The sequence below is a fragment of the Pseudomonadota bacterium genome (assembly GCA_016719885.1).
GTDB lineage: Bacteria > Pseudomonadota > Gammaproteobacteria.
In genome coordinates this window covers 1-19,255 of sequence record JADJYF010000002.1, presented here as the reverse complement: position 1 = coordinate 19,255, position 19,255 = coordinate 1, and the positions used below count along the sequence as shown (strand labels likewise).

The 19,255-nt window shown below is 65.2% G+C and carries 14 protein-coding genes; 8 read left to right on the top strand and 6 right to left on the bottom strand.

The features are described from left to right. The first annotated feature begins 138 nt into the window (after positions 1–138). The 5 genes from IPM80_02585 to IPM80_02565 all read left to right on the top strand — a co-directional run bounded on the left by IPM80_02585 (position 139) and on the right by IPM80_02565 (position 6,392). Positions 139–2,391 (top strand): acyl-CoA dehydrogenase family protein, encoded by a 2,253-nt coding sequence (locus tag IPM80_02585; protein ID MBK8957327.1) that lies wholly within the window; start codon positions 139–141, stop codon positions 2,389–2,391. A gap of 108 nt (positions 2,392–2,499) precedes the next feature. Continuing rightward, positions 2,500–3,363 (top strand): xanthine dehydrogenase family protein subunit M, encoded by an 864-nt coding sequence (locus IPM80_02580; protein MBK8957326.1) that lies wholly within the window; start codon positions 2,500–2,502, stop codon positions 3,361–3,363. Then, positions 3,360–3,836 carry a (2Fe-2S)-binding protein gene (locus tag IPM80_02575; protein MBK8957325.1) on the top strand — a complete coding sequence of 159 codons (477 nt, stop codon included), beginning with the start codon at positions 3,360–3,362 and terminating at the stop codon, positions 3,834–3,836. Before IPM80_02580 ends, IPM80_02575 begins: the two co-directional genes overlap by 4 nt. 3 nt (positions 3,837–3,839) lie before the next feature. Beyond that, the gene (locus IPM80_02570; GenBank protein MBK8957324.1) at positions 3,840–6,131 is read left to right on the top strand and encodes a xanthine dehydrogenase family protein molybdopterin-binding subunit; all 2,292 of its coding nucleotides are present in this window, start codon (positions 3,840–3,842) and stop codon (positions 6,129–6,131) included. 12 nt (positions 6,132–6,143) lie between these two features. After that, on the top strand, positions 6,144–6,392 hold the full coding sequence (locus IPM80_02565) for a MoaD/ThiS family protein (GenBank protein MBK8957323.1): 249 nt from the start codon (positions 6,144–6,146) through the stop codon (positions 6,390–6,392). A 93-nt stretch (positions 6,393–6,485) separates the two neighbouring features. On the opposite strand, the gene IPM80_02560 is transcribed toward IPM80_02565, so the two are convergent. The 3 genes from IPM80_02560 to IPM80_02550 all read right to left on the bottom strand — a co-directional run bounded on the left by IPM80_02560 (position 6,486) and on the right by IPM80_02550 (position 8,325). Beyond that, on the bottom strand, positions 6,486–6,989 hold the full coding sequence (locus IPM80_02560; protein MBK8957322.1) for a glycine zipper 2TM domain-containing protein: 504 nt from the start codon (positions 6,987–6,989) through the stop codon (positions 6,486–6,488). Positions 6,990–7,074: 85 nt separating this feature from the next. Beyond that, positions 7,075–7,683: a GNAT family N-acetyltransferase gene (locus tag IPM80_02555; GenBank protein ID MBK8957321.1), complete on the bottom strand. Its 609-nt coding sequence runs from the start codon at positions 7,681–7,683 to the stop codon at positions 7,075–7,077. 171 nt (positions 7,684–7,854) lie between these two features. Further along, complete coding sequence (locus IPM80_02550; GenBank protein ID MBK8957320.1) at positions 7,855–8,325, bottom strand: hypothetical protein; 471 nt, start codon at positions 8,323–8,325, stop codon at positions 7,855–7,857. Positions 8,326–8,617: 292 nt separating this feature from the next. Between IPM80_02550 and IPM80_02545 the strand changes: the two genes are divergently transcribed. Beyond that, positions 8,618–9,631, top strand: a complete 1,014-nt coding sequence (locus IPM80_02545; protein ID MBK8957319.1) for a hypothetical protein — start codon at positions 8,618–8,620, stop codon at positions 9,629–9,631. Here IPM80_02545 and IPM80_02540 read toward each other — a convergent pair whose 3' ends face one another. Together IPM80_02540 and IPM80_02535 are read right to left on the bottom strand one after the other, a co-directional pair. Further along, positions 9,632–9,934: a PaaI family thioesterase gene (locus IPM80_02540; GenBank protein ID MBK8957318.1), complete on the bottom strand. Its 303-nt coding sequence runs from the start codon at positions 9,932–9,934 to the stop codon at positions 9,632–9,634. A 91-nt stretch (positions 9,935–10,025) separates the two neighbouring features. Continuing rightward, the gene (locus IPM80_02535; GenBank protein ID MBK8957317.1) at positions 10,026–11,192 is read right to left on the bottom strand and encodes a response regulator; all 1,167 of its coding nucleotides are present in this window, start codon (positions 11,190–11,192) and stop codon (positions 10,026–10,028) included. Positions 11,193–11,397: 205 nt separating this feature from the next. Between IPM80_02535 and IPM80_02530 the strand changes: the two genes are divergently transcribed. Beyond that, positions 11,398–12,525 carry a two-component system response regulator gene (locus IPM80_02530; protein MBK8957316.1) on the top strand — a complete coding sequence of 376 codons (1,128 nt, stop codon included), beginning with the start codon at positions 11,398–11,400 and terminating at the stop codon, positions 12,523–12,525. A 93-nt stretch (positions 12,526–12,618) separates the two neighbouring features. Continuing rightward, positions 12,619–18,273 carry a PAS domain S-box protein gene (locus IPM80_02525; GenBank protein ID MBK8957315.1) on the top strand — a complete coding sequence of 1,885 codons (5,655 nt, stop codon included), beginning with the start codon at positions 12,619–12,621 and terminating at the stop codon, positions 18,271–18,273. Between the two features lie 45 nt (positions 18,274–18,318). Here the strand turns inward: IPM80_02525 and IPM80_02520 are convergent, their stop codons facing one another. Continuing rightward, positions 18,319–19,194, bottom strand: coding sequence for a TIGR03620 family F420-dependent LLM class oxidoreductase (locus IPM80_02520; GenBank protein MBK8957314.1), 876 nt, complete (start codon positions 19,192–19,194; stop codon positions 18,319–18,321). Between the last annotated feature and the right edge of the window lie 61 nt (positions 19,195–19,255).

Here is a 19,255-nt window from a genome sequence, read left to right as displayed (position 1 = left end):
AGCCTGGTTTCGACCCCCGATTTTGGAGCATTCCCGCCATGAGCGATTCCGCGCACGCCGCCGTGCCCACCGACAACGAGCCCTTCGCGATGCTCGACATGTTGCGCGACAGCGCCGCCGATTTCTGCCGACGCTCGCTTGGTGGTGACGCGTCTGCGCGCGCTGCGCGGAGCGAGCCCGGCCTTCGATCGCAAGCTGTGGAGCGACATGTGCGAGCTCGGCTGGGGCGGCATCCTCGCGCCGGAGTCCGCCGGCGGGCTTGGCCTCGGCGCGCAGGCCGTCGGCGTGGTGTGTCGCCAATTGGGACGGGTGCTGGCGCCCGAGCCGATGATCGAGACCGGCGTGGGCGCGGTGGCCATGCTCGGCGCCTGCGGCAGCGCCGCGGCCGATGCCCTGCTGGCCGACGTGATCGGCGGCACCTCGGTGCTGGTGTGCGCGCTCGCCGAAGATGCGGAGTTCGCGGCGCGCGCGCCACGCGGCATCGAGGCGCGCAGCCAGGCCGACGGCTACGTGCTGAAAGGCGAGGTCGCCGATCTGCCGCTGGCGACCGATGTCGACGGCTTCCTGTTGACGGTGAGCCTCGATGGCCAGCCCGCTGTGGTGTGCTGCGCGCGTGACGCCGCGGGGCTGAGTCTGAGTGCACGCAGCCTCGCCGATGGCACCCAGGCCGCGGCCCTGGTGTGTCGCGATGTCGTCATCGGGTCCGACGCCGTGCTCGCTCGTGGGGCCGCCGCCGACGCCGCCCTCAAGGCCGCGCGCGAACTGTCGCGACTCGCCACCGCCAGCTACCTGGTCGGTCTCGCCGCGCAGATTTTCGATACCACCATCGATTACCTGCGCACCCGTCAACAGTTCGGCAAGCCCATCGGCAGCTTCCAGGCCTTGCAGCACCGCGCGGTGGATCTCTACATCCAGCAGGCCCTGGCCGCGGCGGTGGTCGACGAGGCGCTGCGTGATTTCGACGCGGCAACGGATGACAGCGCGCGCGCCAGCGCCGCGAGCCGCGCCAAGTATCGCGCCAACGAGGCGGCCCTCATCATCGCCCGCCAGGCCGTGCAGTTGCACGGCGGCATCGGGTACACCGACGAATGCGACGTCGGCCTGTTCTTGAATCGCGCGCTGGTGCTGGCCGCGCGGCTCGGCAACACCTCCTTCCACAGCCGCCGCCTGGCGGGCCTGGTCAGTGGCAGCCTGGAAGACGGCGCAAGCCAATCGGGCAGCCTGCCGAGCGCGCCGCCCAACGGCCAGTGGGACAGCATCGGCGACGAGGATTTTCGCGGTATCGTCAGGCGCTGGTTCGAGGCTGAATACCCGGCTGACATGCGCTATCCCTCGCGGCGTCCACGTTGGGCCGAAATCAAGCCCTGGTATCTCAAGCTTGCACGCCAGGGCTGGGTGGCGCCGGCGTGGCCGGCGGAACACGGCGGTATGGGTTTGTCGCCGGCCAAGCTCCTGATCTTCATCGAAGAGCAGGAACGCTGGGGCATCGGCCGCGCGCCCGACATGGGCATCCAGATGGTGGGGCCGCTGCTGATCCGCCACGGCACGCCTGAGCAGCGCGCGCGCTACCTGCCGAAAATCCTGGCCGGCGAGGAGATCTGGTGCCAGGGCTATTCCGAGCCGAATGCGGGATCGGATCTCGCCAGCCTCAAGACCGAGGCGCTGGCGGACGGCGACGAGTTCGTCATCAACGGCCAGAAAACCTGGACCACCCTCGCCCAGGACGCCACCCACATGTTCTGCCTGGCGCGCACCAACAAGACCGGCAAACAGCAGGAAGGCATCAGCTTCTTCCTCATCGATCTCGACCAGCCGGGCGTGACCATCCGACCGATACGCAATATCGCCGGCCACGAAGAGTTCTGCGAGGTGTTCCTGGACAGCGTGCGGGTACCGGCCAACTGCCTGGTGGGCGGCTTGAACCAGGGCTGGACGATCGCCAAGGCACTACTCACTTTCGAGCGTATTTTCATCGGCAGCCCGAAACAATCACAATATGCCTTGATGCGCCTGGAAGCGCTCGCCGAGGCCTGCAACCTGTGTGACGACGCGGCCTTCGCCGAGCGCCTGACGCGCCTCAAACTCGATGTGCTGGACCTCGAATCCATCTACCAGCACTTCGCCGCGATCGTAAGACGCGGCGAACCCTTGGGACCGGATGTCTCACTGCTCAAAATCTGGGCGACCGAGACCTTTGCCCGGCTCAGCGAGTTGATGGTCGAAGCGGCCGGCGCCCACGGCGCGACGCTGGGCAAACTCGATTTCAACGGTGCGCAGGTGGACGTCATGAGCCAGTTCTACAATGCGCGGCCGGCCACCATCTACGGCGGCTCGAACGAGATCCAGCGCAACATCATCGCCAAGGGCGTGCTGCGTTTGCCGGGGGCGTGAAGCTCGTGACAAATATGCAGGGAACGACGACTAACAGAGGTCACACTCACGTGACAATGGGACTTTCACGAACCGAAGAACTTCCAATAAGGGGGAGACGTGGCCGAAATCCAATATGCCGCGCCCGCAACCGTGGCTGCCGCCGTCAAGGCACTCGATGCCGCGAAGGGCAAAGCCAAGGTACTTGCAGGCGGAACCGATCTGCTGGTGCAACTGCGCGCCGGGCGCGTGAACGCCAACACGCTGGTCGACATCAAGCACATTCCCGAGCTGCGCAAGGTCAAGAAGGACAAGGGCGGCTACCGTATCGGAGCGGCGGTATCCGGCGCCGAGCTCGGTGAGGACGCGGATTTCCGCGCCACCTGGCCAGGCGTGCTGGAAGGATTCGAGCTGATCGGTTCGACCCAGATCCAGGGCCGCGCCTCGCTGGGCGGCAACCTGTGCAACGGTTCGCCCGCCGCCGACAGCGTGCCGGGCATGATCGCGGCCGGCGCCACCGTCACCATCGCCGGCGCCAAGGGCACGCGCGACGCCAAGGTCGAAGACATCGTCACCGGTCCCGGCAAGACCTCGTTGAAGTCCGGCGAGTTCGTGGTCAGCATCAACCTGCCCAAGCGCGCCAAGCGCTCCGGCGATGCCTACCTGCGTTTCATTCCGCGCACCGAAATGGATATCGCGGTGGTCGGCGCCGCCGTCAATCTGACCTTGGACGCCAAGGGCGTGTGCACCGACGCGCGCGTCGCGCTGGGCGCGGTCGCACCGAGGCCGTTACTGGTCAAGGCTGCCGCCAAGGCGCTGATCGGCACCAAGGTCGACGATGCCGCGCTCGATGCGCTGGCCGCGGCCGCCAGCGCCGCCTGCGACCCGATTGACGACAAACGCGGCACCATCGAATTCCGCACCAAGGTTGCCGGCGTGTTGGCGCGCCGCGCGGCGCTTATCGCTCTCGAACGCGCGAGGAAGAACGCATGAGCAAGCATCACATTTCCGCCACCATCAATGGCGACCCGGCCGAGTTTTTGTGTGACACCCAGCAGACCCTGCTGGATGTGCTGCGCGACGAACTGAATCTCACCGGCAGCAAGGAAGGCTGTGGTTCCGGTGACTGTGGCGCCTGCAGCGTGATGGTCAACAACCGCCTGGTGTGCTCTTGCCTGGTGCTGGGCGTGGAAGCGCAAGGCGCCACCATCGACACCATCGAAGGCGTTGCCGATGGCGATCAGCTGCACACCATCCAGAAGCACTTCCTCAGCGAAGCGGCCCTGCAATGCGGCATCTGCACGCCGGGCTTCATCGTCGCCACCAAGGCACTGCTGGAAAAGAACCCCAACCCGACCGAAACCGAAGCCCGTTACTGGCTGGCCGGCAATCTGTGCCGCTGCACGGGCTACGACAAGATCATCAAGGCCGTCATGAACGCCGCTGCTGAAATGCGAGGAGCATGAACCATGGGTAACGAAGAGAAGCAGAACAAGGTGCTGGGCGAAGGCAAGGGCAAGTACCGCGTCATCGGTACCCGTCCGGTACGTCCCGACGGCGTCGACAAGGTCACCGGTCGCGCCAACTTCGGCGCCGATCTGAATGTCGCCGACATGATTCATGGCCGCGTGGTGCGCAGTCCGCATGCGCACGCCAAGATCAAGTCCATCAACGTCAAGAAGGCACTCGCCCTGCCGGGCGTGAAGGCCGTGATCACCGCCGCCGACTTCCCCGAACTCGGGCCGGGCGACATCGCCGCCGGCGAAGTGACGGTGAGCTTCCACGACATGTCGCTGAACGTCATCGCGCGCAAGAAGGCCCTGTATGACGGCCATGCGGTGGCGGCCGTGGCGGCGACCACGCCCGAGATCGCGGCGCGCGCAGCCGAACTCATCGAAGTCGAATACCAGGTGCTGAAGCCGGTCATGACCTGGAAGCAGGCCATGGATCCCAAGGCGCCGCTGCTGCACGACGACCAGATCACCAAGGGCGTCAAGCCGGCGCCGGAGAAGCCGTCGAATGTCGCCGCGCGCAGCGAGTTCGCGCTGGGCGACCTGGCGGCGGGCTTCGCCGAAGCCGAGGTCATCGTCGAGCACGAGTTCACCACTGAAACCGTGCACCAGGGTTACATCGAACCCCATGCCTGCGTGGCCAGCATGAGCGCCGACGGCATGGCGACCGTGTGGGCAAGCAGCCAGGGCCAGTTCATGGTGCGTGCCTATGTCGCCAAGCTGTGCGGCATGGACATCTCCAAGATCAAGGTCATTCCGGCCGAAATCGGCGGCGGCTTCGGCGGCAAGACGGTCGTCTACCTCGAACCGCTGGCCGTGGCGCTGGCCCGGAAGTCCGGTCGTCCGGTCAAGATGGTCATGACCCGCGACGAAGTGTTCCGCGCCACCGGCCCGACCTCGGGCGGCCATGGCCGCTGCAAGATCGGCGCGAAGAAGGACGGCACCATCACTGCCGCCGACCTCGAGATGGAATACGAAGCGGGCGCCTTCCCGGGCTCGCCGGTGATGCTCGGTTGCATGACCGGCACCACGCCGTACGACATCAAGAACATGCGCGCCGTCGGTTACGACGTGGTGGTGAACCGCCCGAAGGCCGCCGCCTATCGCGCCCCCGGCGCGCCGGTCGCCGCGTTCATCGTCGAATCGACCATGGACATGCTGGCCGAGAAGCTCGGCATGTGCCCGCTGGAACTGCGTTTGAAGAACGCCGCGAAGGAAGGCACCAAGGCGCCCTACGGCCCGAAGTTCCTGGCCATCGGCTACGAGGAAACCCTGCTGGCGGCCAAGGCTTCCAAGCATTGGAACACGCCGCTCGGCCCCAACCAGGGCCGCGGCATCGCCTCGGGTTTCTGGTTCAACATCGGCGGCAATTCCAGCGCCTCGGTGGCCTTGAATGAAGACGGCACCGTGATCGTGGTCGAAGGCAATCCCGACATCGGCGGCTCGCGCGCTTCGATGGCGATGATGACGGCCGAAGTGCTCGGCATCGACGTGTCGCGCGTCAAGCCCTTGGTGGCGGACACCGAGTCGGTGCCCTACAGCGATCTTACCGGCGGCAGCCGCGTGACGTTCGCGACCGGCAAGGCGGTGGTCGAAGCCGCGCAGGACGTCGTCAAGCAGCTGCGTCAGCGCGCCGCCAAGATCTGGGAAGTGGACATCGACCAGGTCGAGTGGAAGGACGGCATGGCCGTCGCCATCGAGACCGACAAGTACAAGCCGCTGTCGATTGCCGACATCGCGCGCATGGCCGGTAAGACCGGAGGCCCGATCAGCGGCAAGGCCAACATCAACGCCGCCGGTGCCGGGCCGGGCTTCGGCACGCACATCTGCGACGTCGAAGTGGATCCGGAAACGGGCTACGTGACGGTGCTGCGCTACACCGCCATCCAGGACGTCGGTACCGCCATCCATCCGTCCTACGTCGAAGGCCAGCTGCAGGGCGGCGCCGCGCAGGGCATCGGCTGGGCGCTGAACGAAGAGTACGTGTACAGCAAGGAAGGCAACCTGTTGAACACCGGCTTCCTCGACTACCGGGTGCCGGTGGCCTCGGACCTGCCGATGATCGACGCCATCCTGGTGGAATGTCCGAATCCCGGCCATCCCTACGGTGTGCGTGGTGTCGGCGAAGTGCCGATCGTGCCGCCGCTGGCGGCGGTCGCCAACGCGGTCTCGCATGCCGTGGGCAAGCGCATCGACTCGCTGCCGATCTCGCCGCCCAAGCTGCTGGCCAAGATCCAGTCCAAGGGCTGAGGTCAGACGTCGATGGCGAAGGTCGTCTTGCCGCTGGACGTAGCACGCGCCTTCGCCAACGGTGAAACGCAGGTTGAGGTGGAAGCCTCCGACGTGCGTTCGCTGTTGAGAGCTCTCGATCAACGCTTTCCGGGCATCGGACAACGCCTTCGCACCGGCACCGCGGTGGCGGTCGACGGCGAGATTTTCCAGGACCCCTACCTGGAAGCCGTCAAACCCGACAGCGAAGTGTATTTTTTGCCAGCCATCGAAGGCGGCTGACAGACACGCAAAAAAGGACGGCGCCCGCAGGCGCCGTCCTATCCTCGTCAGAAGATGCCGTACGTCGTCGCGACGTTCAGCAAATCGATACGTTTACTGACCACCCAGCATGAAGCCGAGTACCGCACCGGCGGCGGTCGCGGCCGCATTGCCCGAACCGTGGCCGATCTGAGAACCGACCAGGCCGCCGACCGCGGCGCCGACTGCGTTACCGAAGGTCGGGCCACGACTCACGTACCCACCGCCGTAGTAGGGCTGTGAGTAGCTGTAGGTCGGCGCCGGGTAGCTGTAGACCGGCTGCGGGTAACTATAGGTGGGCACCACGTAGGTCTGGCGGTAGACCACGGTCGGGGCCGGCACGTAGGCCGGGTAGGCCACGTAGCCACCGCCGTATCCGCCATAACCACCGAACGAGATGTTCACGTTCGGGCCGCGGTGGTGACCGTGGTGGCCATGATGGCCGTAGCGGTGACCATAACCATGACCATGACCGCGATACCCACCGTCGGCACTGGCGCCGCCGGCGCCGAGCAGCAGCACCAGACCAGCGCCCACCGCGCTGATGGTGCGAATCTTGTTTGAGCCATGGGTACGCATTTCGAACTCCTTGGCCCGCGATGCGGGCTCTTATCCACCCGGCGCGAGGTTCGCGCCGGGTGAATGCAAGATAGGGCTCGCGGACTTAATCCTTTCTGAATGCCGGGGCCACTTTCGTGACCGGCGTCTCAGGCTGCGGGCGACGCGTCGACGGCGAGAGGCCGAATACCAGGTTCAACATCGCGCAGCCCTGTTCCCAGGATTCCTCGAACAGCGAGGCGGCGTCGGGCCAGCGCGGATAAAGCGTGCCTTCGACGTCTCCCGCGGCGAAATGCAATTCGCCCTCGAATTTCCTGGCCAGACGCTGCATGCGACGATTACTACGCATGCACAGCATGGTGACCTTGCTGACGCCGCGATTGCGCGCCAGCACCAGCAGACGCCGCAACAACTCGGCGCCCACGCCGCCGTTCTGGTAGTCCCGCTCGACCGAAAGGGCCACTTCACAACTGGCGCGCCACGGGATGTCCGTATTGAAAACGATTTCGCCCGCGCCGCGCATGACGCCCGCGACGAAATAGCCAATCACCAGCCGGTAGTGATCGTCGACCCGCGAGCAGTACTGCTCGATGTGCTCGGCACCGACCTCGGACAGAAAACGCAGCGCGCGATCCTCGGGACTGAGGCGTAGCAGGTGCTCGCGCAGCAGCGCACGCTCCGTGCTATCGAGTTTGCGATATTCGCCCTCGCGCATGGCGCCTGTGCGCGACGTGGAAACGGCGCCACATTCCGAACTCTTCAACACTGCCGTTCGTCCTCGCGGCCTGGTGTGTCACGCCGTATATCGGCAATTCCACAATGGGGCTCGAGACGGAGAACTACAAGCGCCGGGCGCTCACAACTGCTGTGCGTGAATCGCCACGCCTCAATGCACGTCGCACACCTGCAGTTCGTCACTCATATCGCCATTGAGGTTCGCCAGCGCCGCCGGCAGCAGCGCGCCCAGCGGTCCGACACATTGCTGGAGATTCTCCATGGCGGGCGAGTCCGCCATCTCGCGGCCAAATGCCAGGGCCTTGGCTTGCGCCTCGTCGCGCTTGCCGTCCTGGCACAGGCGCTCGATGTCGGCGGTCACCTGCTCGCTGCGCGCCCGCAGGTCACGAGTGGCCGCCGCATCGAGCTGGCTCATGCATCCTTCGATGTCCTGCGCTTGATTGAGCAACATCTGGATCTGCGCGCTGTCCAGCACCTGGGCCCGAGCCACACTGCTGAACACCGACACGAGCATCGCCAAAGTCGCCGCCATCATCCGATTTCTCATCCGCGTGCTCCCGATTGCGACCGATGGGTCGCGCTGTCTCGACCGACGGCCCAGGAAATAATTCCACGGTTTCATCGCCTCTTTACCTGCGCCGGCGCTTCGTAAGATACTCGAAGCTCGTTCATGGAACTAAAAAGGAGGTGATCCGATGTCTAGTGAGATTTACATGGTATCCGCGTGCACCTTGGATCTCGATTCAACGGCGGGGCTGCCTTCGCAAGCGAATTGAGAGCCAGGTATCGCGCGCCCGCAAGGGAACTCGGATACTCGATCTCACGGAGGGCCGCCGCTGCGGCCCTTCTTTCATTCCGGCTCCTTGAATATCAACGCGGCGCCGAAACCAGCCCCATCAACCGAGCCGAAAAGCATGTCCAACCCGCCCTCCGCCAGCGCCCATGAAGTCGCACTCATCCTCGACGCGGTGAACGCCATGTTCACGCGTCTGCGCCATTCCCACAACGAACCGCCGATTCCGCCACCGGTGGTCGCGAGTCATACGAGCGTGGACTACATCGAGGCGTTCTGGCCGCATGTCGCGCGCCTGATCGCCGACGATCCGCAAGGCCTCGGCATGAGTTTCGAGCTCGAAGGACAACGTCGCGACCTCGACATGGCGCGCCGCGACCCCGAGCTGCGCGCGCGCGCCGGCAACGACCTGTTCGCGCTTTCCATCCTGGCACCGATGCGCGTGATGAATGAACTGCTCAATGCGGCGACCAGCGCGTGGGCCAAGGAGCTGCGGTCGCAGGGTATGGGATGCCCGCTCAAATATTCCCTGGACGCCGAGCAGTTCGTTTCGCTGCGCACCTTGCTGCCCCACCGCGACGACGGAGACAGCCCGGTGGGCGCCAACGCGCCGACCCTGGTCATGGGCGGCACCACCACCGCCATCACGCTGTGCTGGAATCTCCTGTGGCGATTGCCGAGCGCCTACCGCGAATTGACCGGCGCCCACGTCGACCGCGCCACCATCGACGAACTGTGGGCCGCCACCCGCGAACTCATTTTTCGCATCGGCGGCGGCAGCCTCATCGCCTTCGTGAGTTTTGCCAGTGCCTGCACCAGCCGCGTCGACGCGCTGCTGTGGGAAGGGATGAACGATCTGCAGCTTGCCCGAGTGGATGGTCGCTTCGTATGGACCATGAACGAAGCGTTGTTCCAGCGCATGCTGGAGACGGTCAACCGCATTCATCTCGCGCAGCAGGGCCACTACATAGGCTGCGCGGCCCTCTATGCGCGCACCGCGCCGCTGGCCCTGTTGGGCGAACAGAGCGAGCTTGGCGACGAGTCTCGCCAACCGACCGTGTTCTCGGAGCTGGTGCGCTGGATCACCGCCGTGGCCCGTGCACTATACTTTCCGGTGTTCGCGGCGCGACGCTGATCAACGCCCGCCGCGCGGCTCGAGCTTGTAATTGATGGTGGCGATGGCAACCTCCTCGCCCGCTTCGTTGACGACGCTGACCTCGGCCACACACAGGATGCCGCCGCGTCGGCGCACACGGCCGCTGGCGGTCAGGCTCGACCCCACCACCAGCTTGAGATAGTTGATGGTGAAACCCACCGTGGCGCCACGCGCGCTGTCGGTCACCACCGGGTTGGACCAACATGCGCAGGTCGCTGCCAGGTCGACCAGCGACGCAGCCCCACGGCAGACGCAACACCACGTGATCGATGTCCATCGCAAGCACTTCAATGCCGAGATGGCGCGCAAAGTGCTGCCCTTCCGCGATGTATCTCACGCGCGCGTTCATGTCCTCCTGTTCGTCCATCGTCTACTACGACCCGCGCCAGGGCCCCGCAAGATCCAGGTCGAGCACGGCGCGCAACCCGGGGCGGCTCTTGTGCACGTAGCGTCGTTCGTGGTCCACGCCGTCCAGGATGCCGCTGACGGCAAAACTCCGTACCTCGCGATGAATACCCTTGAGCGCCACCAGGGGCTGTTCGACGGCGCGAATTTCGTCCTGCACCAGCGCAAAGGTTTCAAACGACAACAGGATGCCGTCCGGTTCGCAAGCCTGCTCGAGGCGTGACGCGAGGTTCACTTCGGCGCCGATCACGGTGTAGTCCATGCGCCGCGTGCTGCCAAAGTTACCCACGTGGCAAAAGCCGGTGTTGATGCCGACGCGCATGCGCAACGGATTTTCGTAGCCGCGATCCCGCCAGCGCGCCTGCAAATCCGCCATGCGTCTTTGCATGGACATGGCCATGCGCACACAGCGCAGCGCGTCTTCCTTGACGCCCTGGCTCTCGGGGTCGCCAAAGAAGATCAGCATCGCGTCGCCGATGAACTTGTCGATGGTCGCGCCGTACTCGAGCGCGATGGACGACATCTCGTCGAGGTAGGAATTGAGCAGGTAGGTCATGTCCTCGGGCTGCAGATCCTCGGTGGTCTGCGTGAAGTCCTTCAGGTCCGAGAAGAAGATCGTCAGCTCACGACGCTTGGGCGGCACCGTGACATCCTGCTCGCCCTGGAATATGAGCTGGTAGATTTGCGGTGACAGGTAATGGGACAGCTTGTCCGACAGCTCGCGCAGCATGCGCGTCCGGTCGCTGAGCGCAAGGTGGGCCTTGACCCTCGCCCTGACCACCGCCGCGATGACGGGCTTGGCAAGGAAGTCGATCGCGCCCAGCGCAAGGGCGGTCTCCTCGTTGGCCGGCTCGGCAGCCGCGCTGACTATCAGGATCGGGATGTCGCGTGAGCGCGGATCGGACTTGGCGCGCCGTATGACCTCGTAGCCGTCCATCACGGGCATCATCACGTCCAGCAGTACAAGATCCGGCGGCGCGTTCGACTGCATGATCTGCAGCGCCCGCTCGCCGGAGTTGGCAACCCGCACCTTGTATTCGCCTCGCAGGATACCGGCCAGGATTTCGATGTTTTCCGGTGCATCGTCGACCACCAGCACACAGCGCCGCTCGTTGCCCTTCGACGACTCACTCATTGCATGCATCTCGCACAGCGATTTTCTCCATGGCCGCGGCGACAGTTCCTCTCGTCGGAGCGCGCAAGGCGCCTGTCGCGGAGTACGGCATCCATCGTAGATGGGAATCTCATGCAGCTAGGCCGCTTCGCGCGCCACAACCGCTACGGATTTCCTTGTTTTTTGTAGTAGCATCCTACCAACCCTGGGGGGAGGTAGGGTGCAAATGCTCGATCAGACTGCGACGCGGCGCGAGCAGGGACGCACCACCATTCTTGTCGTCGATGATACGCCGGACAACCTGTCGATCCTCGGTGAACTTTTGAAGCCGCACTTCCACGTGCGTGTCGCCAACTCCGGCGCTCGTGCGCTCGCCGCCGTTCGAACCGAGCCACGGCCGGCCCTCATCCTGCTCGACATCATGATGCCGGAACTCGATGGCTACGAAGTCTTGCGCCGCCTCAAGAGCAACCCGGCCACCAGCGACATTCCTGTGATCTTCGTGACCGCGCTGAACGCGACCGAGGATGAATCACGCGGGCTCGCGCTGGGCGCCGTCGATTACATCACCAAGCCGGTGCGCCCGGCCATCGTGCTGGCGCGCATCCGTTGCCAGCTCGAACTCAAGGAAGCCCGCGACCGCCTGAGCGATCAGAATGCCTGGCTGGAGCGCGAAGTCGCGCGGCGCATGCATCAGAACCAGATGATGCGCGACGTCAGCATGCGCGCCCTGGCCAGCCTCGCCGAGGCGCGCGACGACGAAACCGGCAACCACATCCTGCGTACCCAGGGTTACGTCAACGTTCTCTCGCGCCAGCTTGCGCGCTTGCCGAAATACGTGGACCTGCTCAGCGCCGACACCATTGATACCTATACCAAGGCCTCGCCATTACATGACATCGGCAAGGTCGGCATCCCGGACAGCGTTCTGCACAAGCCCGGCAAGCTGACGCCCGAGGAGTGGGAGGTCATGAAGACCCACGCCCAGATTGGCGCGGATGCCATCTGGCGCGCCATCCAGAATGAAGAAGACATGGAGGGCCTGGATTTTCTTTACGTAGCCATGGAGATCGCCGCCTCCCACCATGAAAAATGGGACGGCAGCGGCTACCCGCAAGGACTTCGAGGCGAGCAAATTCCGCTGTGCGCACGCGTCATGGCGCTGGCCGACGTCTTCGATGCGCTCATCAGTCGGCGCGTCTACAAGGCGGCGTTCACCATCGAGGCGGCCTGCGACATCATTCGCGAAGGTGACGGCAAGCACTTCGACCCCGACGTGGTGCAGGCTTTCAACGACAGTATCGATGCCTTTCGAGCGGTCGCCGCGCGCCACAAAGATGCCCATGTATCCTGAATCATGCCTGCCCTTCAGCCCTGCCCCGCGCGCCGCGAACACCGTAGAACGCGGAGCCATGACGACCTGAGGCACGCGGCAAGGGGGCCCTGGATGGCCGCCCGTCGGCGCATGCTGCGCGGCGCATGGGCAGTGCTGCTGACATGTCTGCTTGCCGCGGCCTTCGGCGCCGCGCCTCGCGCTCTCGCCCTGGACAGCGTGCCCTCGCCCGCCGGCGCGCGAAAGCTCGCCATAGGCGTGCTCGCGCTGCGCTCGGTCGCCGAGGAGGACAGCCGCTGGCAACACCTCACCGGCTACCTGCAATCCGTGCTGACCGACGTCGACGTCCAGCTCAAAATCTATGACTTCGACGGACTGCGGACGGCCATGATTTCGCGCACCGTCGACCTGGTCATCACCAACCCGGCCGACTACATCTACTACGCGCACCGCGTCGACCTGTCAGCGCCGCTCGCGAGCATCGTCGCCAAGGCGTCCACGCCGGCACTGGCGCGCGGCGTGCGCAGTCTGGGTGGCGCGATCGCGGTGCGCGCGGACGACAACCGCGTCAAGCAGCTGTCGGACCTGCAAGGCAAACGCATCGCCATCACCGACGCCAATTCCATTGGCGGTTTCCAGGCCCAGGCCTACGAATTATTGAAAAGCGGCATCGACATCCGCGATTCCGCCACGCTGGTGGTCACCGGCCTGCCCTATGACCGCGCGCTGGCCGAGCTGACGGAGGGCAAGGTCGATGCGGCCTTCCTGCGCAGCGGCATCCTCGAGGCGATGCAGGCTGAAGGCAAACTGCAGCCCGGCGCGGTCAGGATAATCGCGCCCCGCCAGGAGCCCGATTTCCCCTATGCGCTGTCCACGCGGCTTTACCCGGAACGGCCGGTGGCCGCCATGCCGCAGCTCGACGAGCAGCTTGCGGTCAAGGTCACGGCCGCGCTGCTGAACATCCCGGCCGGCGGTGAACTCGCCGAGCAGCTCGGCATCCAGGGATTCACACTGCCCTTCTACTACGAGCCGGTGCGCGAAATGCTGCGCGCCCTGCGCGCGCCGCCGTTCGAGAACGAGCCACCGATCACCTTCGCGGAGATCTGGCGTGACCACCGTACCGTGCTGGTGGCCATGACCCTGGCAGCGGCGCTGATCGTGCTTCTTATCCTCGGTCTGACGGTCAACGTCGCACGCCTGCGCAGTGCGCGGGCGCGACTCACCGACAGCGCCGCGCAGCTCGCGCTGCGCACCTCGCACCTCAGAACCCTGATCGACAGTTCGCCCGAATTGATCTGGCTGAAGGATCCCGACGGCGTGTTCATGCTGTGCAATCCGCTGTTCACGCGATTGTGCGGATATTGCGAGCCGAAGCTTGTCGGCAAGACCGATTTCGATCTCGTCGAGCCGCGCCTGGCGGAGCATTTTCAGGCGCAGGACCGACTGGTCATTCAACGCGGCGCGGCGCAGACCACCGAGGAGTGGTTGCGCTACCGCGACGGCAGCTACACGGGGCTGTTTCTCGTCACCCGCACGCCCGTGCACGACAACCACGGCACGCTGGTCGGCGTGCTCGGCATTGCGCGCGACATCACCGAGCTGCGCAGGACGCAGGCGGCGCTGGGCGAACGGGTCAAGGAGCAGCAATGTCTGCATGCGGTGTTCCGCGCCACCGAAACCTCGGATCAGCCGCTCGCCGACATGCTGATGGCGGTCGTCGAGCTGCTGCCGCCCGGCTGGATGCATGCCGAATTGGCGCTTGCGGGCATCGAGTGGGACGGCATCAGGTATGGGCGGGCCTACGACGAAGCGAGCGCGGCGACGCTGTCCGCCCCCATCGTGGTGGACGCCGCGCGGCGCGGCGAAGTGCGGGTGGCCTACACCACGGCCCTGCCCGCGCCGGGTGACAGTCCCTTTCTCGAGGAGGAACGCGCACTCATCGACACCATCGCCGAGCGCCTCGCCAGCGCCATCAAACGCCGTCAGCTGGAAGAGGTCGCACACAATCGCGAGGAACTGATCAAGGCCATTTTCGCGCAGGCCAGCGATGCCATCACCCTGATGGACGCCGAGACCTTTCGCTTCGTCGAATTCAACGATGCCGCCTGCCTGGGCCTCGGCTACAGCCGCGACGAATTTTCCCAATTGCGTCTGAATGACATCCAGGGCGAGTTCGATGACGCTGACATCAAGCGCATCACCGCCGAGGCCGTCGCCGCCGGCGGCGCCCAGTTCGATACCCTGCGCCGGCGCAAGGACGGCCACCTGCTCAACGTCCACGTCAGCATCAAGAAGCTGTCCATTCACGGCCGCGATTACCTGTCCAACATCTGGTCGGACATCACCGAGCGGGTCAGGGCTCAGCAGCAGCTCGCCACCGAGCGTCAGCGCCTGCAGAACATCATCGATGGTACCAATGCCGGCACCTGGGAATGGAATCTGCGCACCGGCGCAGCGGTGTTCAACGATCGCTGGGCGCAGATCTTCGGCTATGAACTCCATGAGCTGGTGCCCTTCACCATCGACAGCTGGACACGCTTCGTGCATCCGGACGACCTCGCGCGCGCCAAGGCCGAACTGGCGCGCCACCTCGCCGGTGAGGTGGACCATTACGAATGCGACGTGCGCATGCGTCACAAGCGCGGCCACTGGGTGTGGATAGTCGATCGCGGCAGGGTCACCGAACGCGATGAGCAGGGCCAACCGCTGGTGGTGAGCGGCACCCACCTTGATATCACCTCGCGACGCGAAGCCGAGGAGCGTCTGCGCGAGAGCGAGGAAATGAATCGACTGCTGCTCGATTCCGCGAGCTATGGCATCGTCGGCGCGGATCTCGAGGGCCGCACGGTCTTCGTCAACCGCGCCGCCACCACCATGCTCGGCTTCGACGCCGACGAACTGCTCGGCCACGTCGGCCATGACCTGTTTCATGCCGATTGCGCCGGCCGGGGCGCGAACTGCCGTCTGCAACAGGTCGCGGCCAACGGCCAGGCATTGACCGTCGACGACGAATTCTTCCAGCGCAAGGGCGGCAGCCGCTTCCCGGTGGAATACAGCACCCATGCCGTCATCCGCCACGGCGAGACCATCGGCGTGGTGACGATTTTTCTGGACATCACGATCCGCAAGAAGATTGAAGCCCAGACCAAGCAATACGAGGCCATCGTGCAATCGTCGGACGACGCCATCATCGGCAAGTCGCTGGACGGCATGGTGACCAGTTGGAACCCCGGCGCCGAGGCGATGTTCGGTTACAGCGCCGAGGAAATGCTCGGCCGTCCGATGCGCGCGATCCTGCCGGAGGAGCGTGTCGACGAGGAAGATTTCATTCTCGAACAGGTCAAGGCCGGCAAGAACGTCGAACACCTGGAAACGGAACGGGTGCGCAAGGACGGATCGCGTCTGTTCGTATCGGCCACCATTTCACCGATACGCGACGCCGCCGGCCACGTGATCGGTGCGTCAAAGATCGCGCGCGATATCACCGAGCGCCGTAAGGCCGAGGACGCGCTGCGCAAGCTGTCGCTGGCGGTCGAGCAAAGCCCCAACAGCATCGTCATCACCGATCTCGACGCCCACATCGAGTACGTCAACGCGCGGTTCTGCGAGATCACCGGCTACAGCGCCGAGGAGGCCTATGGCCAGAATCCGCGCATCCTGCGTTCGGGCAGCACCTCGAGCGCGGAGTATGCCGCCATGTGGGACAAGCTCGTGCACGGCCAGAGCTGGGTCGGCGAATTCGTCAACAAGCGCAAGGACGGCACGGAGTACATCGAGTGGGCGCAGATCTCGCCGGTCCGCCAGGCCGATGGCACTATCACCCACTACGTCGCCACCAAGGAAGACATCACCGCCAAGAAGCGCCAGGAGAAGGAGCTAGAAGGCTATCGCGACCACCTCGAAGAGCTGGTGCGCCGCCGTACCAAGGAACTCGAGCAGGCACGCTCGGCGGCCGAGTTGGCCAACCAGGCCAAGAGCACCTTCCTCGCCAACATGAGTCACGAGATCCGCACGCCGATGAATGCCATTCTCGGCTTCGCGCACCTGCTGCAGACCGACCTCAGCGATGCGCGGCAGTTGGACAAGATCAACAAGATCAACATGTCGGCCAAGCACCTGCTCGGCATCATCAACGACATTCTGGATCTTTCGAAGATTGAAGCGGACCGCCTCACTCTCGAACAGACCACCTTCAGCGTGGGCGGCGCGCTGGACCACGTCCGCAGCATGATGTCCGAGCGTATCGCCTCGAAAGAGCTCGACTTCATCCAGGATCTCGATCCGTGCGTCGAGGAACTGTCGGTCATCGGCGATCCGCTGCGGCTCGGACAGATCCTGGTGAACTACCTCAGCAATGCCGTCAAGTTCACCGAACGAGGCAGCATCACCCTGCGCACTCGACTGCTGGCCGAACAGCAGGACCAGGTGCTGCTGCGTTTCGAAGTAGAGGACACCGGCATCGGCATCAGTCGCGAAAGCCAGGATCGTCTGTTCGAGGCCTTTGAACAGGCCGAGGCCTCGACCACGCGCAAGTATGGCGGCACCGGCCTCGGCCTCGCCATCAGCAACCGCCTGGCGCGCATGATGGGCGGCGAGACCGGTGTCGAGAGCGAACCTGGCGTGGGCAGCAAATTCTGGTTCACGGTGCGACTGCGCCGCGGCGGCGCACTGCTGGACGAGTTCGAGCGGCCGCGCGATCGCCACGACATTCGCGCCGGCGCGCGCGTGCTGCTGGTGGAAGACAACGAGATCAACCAGGAAGTGGCCAAGGGGCTGCTGGAGGAAGCCGGCGTGGCGGTGGAACTTGCCGGCAACGGTCAGGAAGCCCTGGACAAGGTCGCCGCGCAGCGCTTCGATCTCATCCTCATGGACATGCACATGCCGGTCATGGACGGCCTCGAAGCGACGCGGCGGCTGCGCGCCAGCGCGCAGGGTCGCGATGTGCCGATCCTGGCCATGACCGCCAACGCCTTCGCCGAGGATCGCCAGCGCTGCCTGGACGCAGGCATGAACGATCACCTGGCCAAGCCCGTCGATCCGAGTCGCCTGTTCGCGGTGCTGGCACGCTGGCTGCCCGCCACGGCCGATGGCGCCACGCAGTCCGTGCGCCTGCCGGCCGCGGCTGGCACGCACGACGCGGGTCAGATGGATACGCTGGCGCCGGACCTCGAAGTCGCGCAAGGATTACGTAACGTCGGCGGCAAGCGCGACAGCTATCATCGACTGCTGTCGCGCTTCGTCGCCAATCATCTCGAAGGCGCACTGCGACTGCACGGCGCGCTCAGCGACGGACGTCTGCAGGACGCGGTACTCATCGCCCATACCTTGAAAAGCGTGGCAGCGACCCTCGGCGCGCAAGCGGTCGCGGCGCAGGCCGCCCAGCTCGAGCAAAGGCTGCGGCGCGGCGAGCCGCTCGCGGCCCTCGATCGCGACATCGAACAACTCGGACGGGCGTTGGCGCGCGCCGGCGCCGCCGTCCAGGTGGCGCTCGGCGGCGGCAATACCGATACGCCTGCACCCAAGCCGTCCGCGCGCGCGCCGGCGCAGTTGCGCACGGCGCTCGATGCGCTGGAAGCGATGCTTGCGCAGGACGACCTGTCGGCCGTGGAAAACTGGCGGGAGATGCGCGCCGAACTCGGCGCGCATCTCGATGCAATGGCCTTGAAGAAAATCGACAGGTGCGTGGAGGATTTCGATCTGCCCGGCGCACTCGCGAACTTGCGCGTCGCCCTGGCGGAACACGCGACCCTCGCGCCGAGCAAGCCCTGACGCGCTACGCGGTGCGACCGCAGGGAGCGGCGCACCGCGACGCCGCTATGCCCCCGGCGCCAGCGCCTCCAACGCTTTCCAGCACGGCCCGGCCTGGCCATCGGCACGGATCGGCTGCACCACGACCTGCGCCGCGCCGTGGTCGAAATACGTCTTCAACTTGGCCTTGATGTCGGCGGCCGAACCCCACAGCACCATGGCATCCATCAGGCGGTCACTGCCGCCGTCCTTGAGATCGCCCTGCTCGAAACCGAGCCGGAACCAGTTGTTGAAATAATTCGGCAGCCCCATGTAGGGCGCCAGCGCGGCGCGCGCGGCCTTGCGCGCCACCACCGGGTCTTCGCACAAGCACACCTTCTGCTCGCAAATGATGGCGCCCTTGCCGCCCATGGCGGTCTTGGACAAGCCCACCTGGGCCGGCGTGATGTTGTAGGGGAAAGTGCCGAGCGTACGTTCAGCGGCAAGCTTGGACATCTGCGGACCCAGCGCTGCCAGCACCACGCGCTTCTCGCCCGGTGCGCCACCCAGCGCGCTCCACGCCTGGTCCATGCGGTCGAGGTAGGCGCGCATGGTCGCCACCGGCTGCTTGTACTCGTGCCCGCGCAGATCGGACACCAGCGGCGCGTGAGACACGCCCAGGCCCAGCACGAAGCGCTCGCCGTAGAGCTTGTTGAGACTGTTGTGCCCCATCACCGACGAGGCGGCGTCGCGTGCATAGATGTTGGCGATGCCACTCGCCACCACCAGCTTGTTGCTGGCGCCGAGCAGGAAGGCGCCGATGGCAAAAGGTTCGTAGTTGAAAGCTTCGGGATACCACAGGGTCGAATACCCCAGCGCTTCGAGGCGCTGCGCGAGTTCGGTCAGCTGTGCGCCGTCCATCGCATCGGTGAAAGTGAACACGCCGTATTGGCCGAATTTCATGTCTGGACCTCCCTACTGAATAAGCGCGCAGCATAGCGGCTCGCCGCCACGCCCGGTAGCC

Coding starts and splice junctions, on each gene's coding strand:
- IPM80_02575 (MBK8957325.1), top strand. CDS start 3,360: ATGAGCAAGCATCACATTTCCGCCACCATCAATGGCGACCCGGCCGAG.
- IPM80_02570 (MBK8957324.1), top strand. CDS start 3,840: ATGGGTAACGAAGAGAAGCAGAACAAGGTGCTGGGCGAAGGCAAGGGC.
- IPM80_02565 (MBK8957323.1), top strand. CDS start 6,144: ATGGCGAAGGTCGTCTTGCCGCTGGACGTAGCACGCGCCTTCGCCAAC.
- IPM80_02560 (MBK8957322.1), bottom strand. CDS start 6,989: ATGCGTACCCATGGCTCAAACAAGATTCGCACCATCAGCGCGGTGGGC.
- IPM80_02555 (MBK8957321.1), bottom strand. CDS start 7,683: ATGCGCGAGGGCGAATATCGCAAACTCGATAGCACGGAGCGTGCGCTG.
- IPM80_02550 (MBK8957320.1), bottom strand. CDS start 8,325: ATGAAACCGTGGAATTATTTCCTGGGCCGTCGGTCGAGACAGCGCGAC.
- IPM80_02545 (MBK8957319.1), top strand. CDS start 8,618: ATGTCCAACCCGCCCTCCGCCAGCGCCCATGAAGTCGCACTCATCCTC.
- IPM80_02535 (MBK8957317.1), bottom strand. CDS start 11,192: ATGAGTGAGTCGTCGAAGGGCAACGAGCGGCGCTGTGTGCTGGTGGTC.
- IPM80_02530 (MBK8957316.1), top strand. CDS start 11,398: ATGCTCGATCAGACTGCGACGCGGCGCGAGCAGGGACGCACCACCATT.
- IPM80_02525 (MBK8957315.1), top strand. CDS start 12,619: ATGGCCGCCCGTCGGCGCATGCTGCGCGGCGCATGGGCAGTGCTGCTG.
- IPM80_02520 (MBK8957314.1), bottom strand. CDS start 19,194: ATGAAATTCGGCCAATACGGCGTGTTCACTTTCACCGATGCGATGGAC.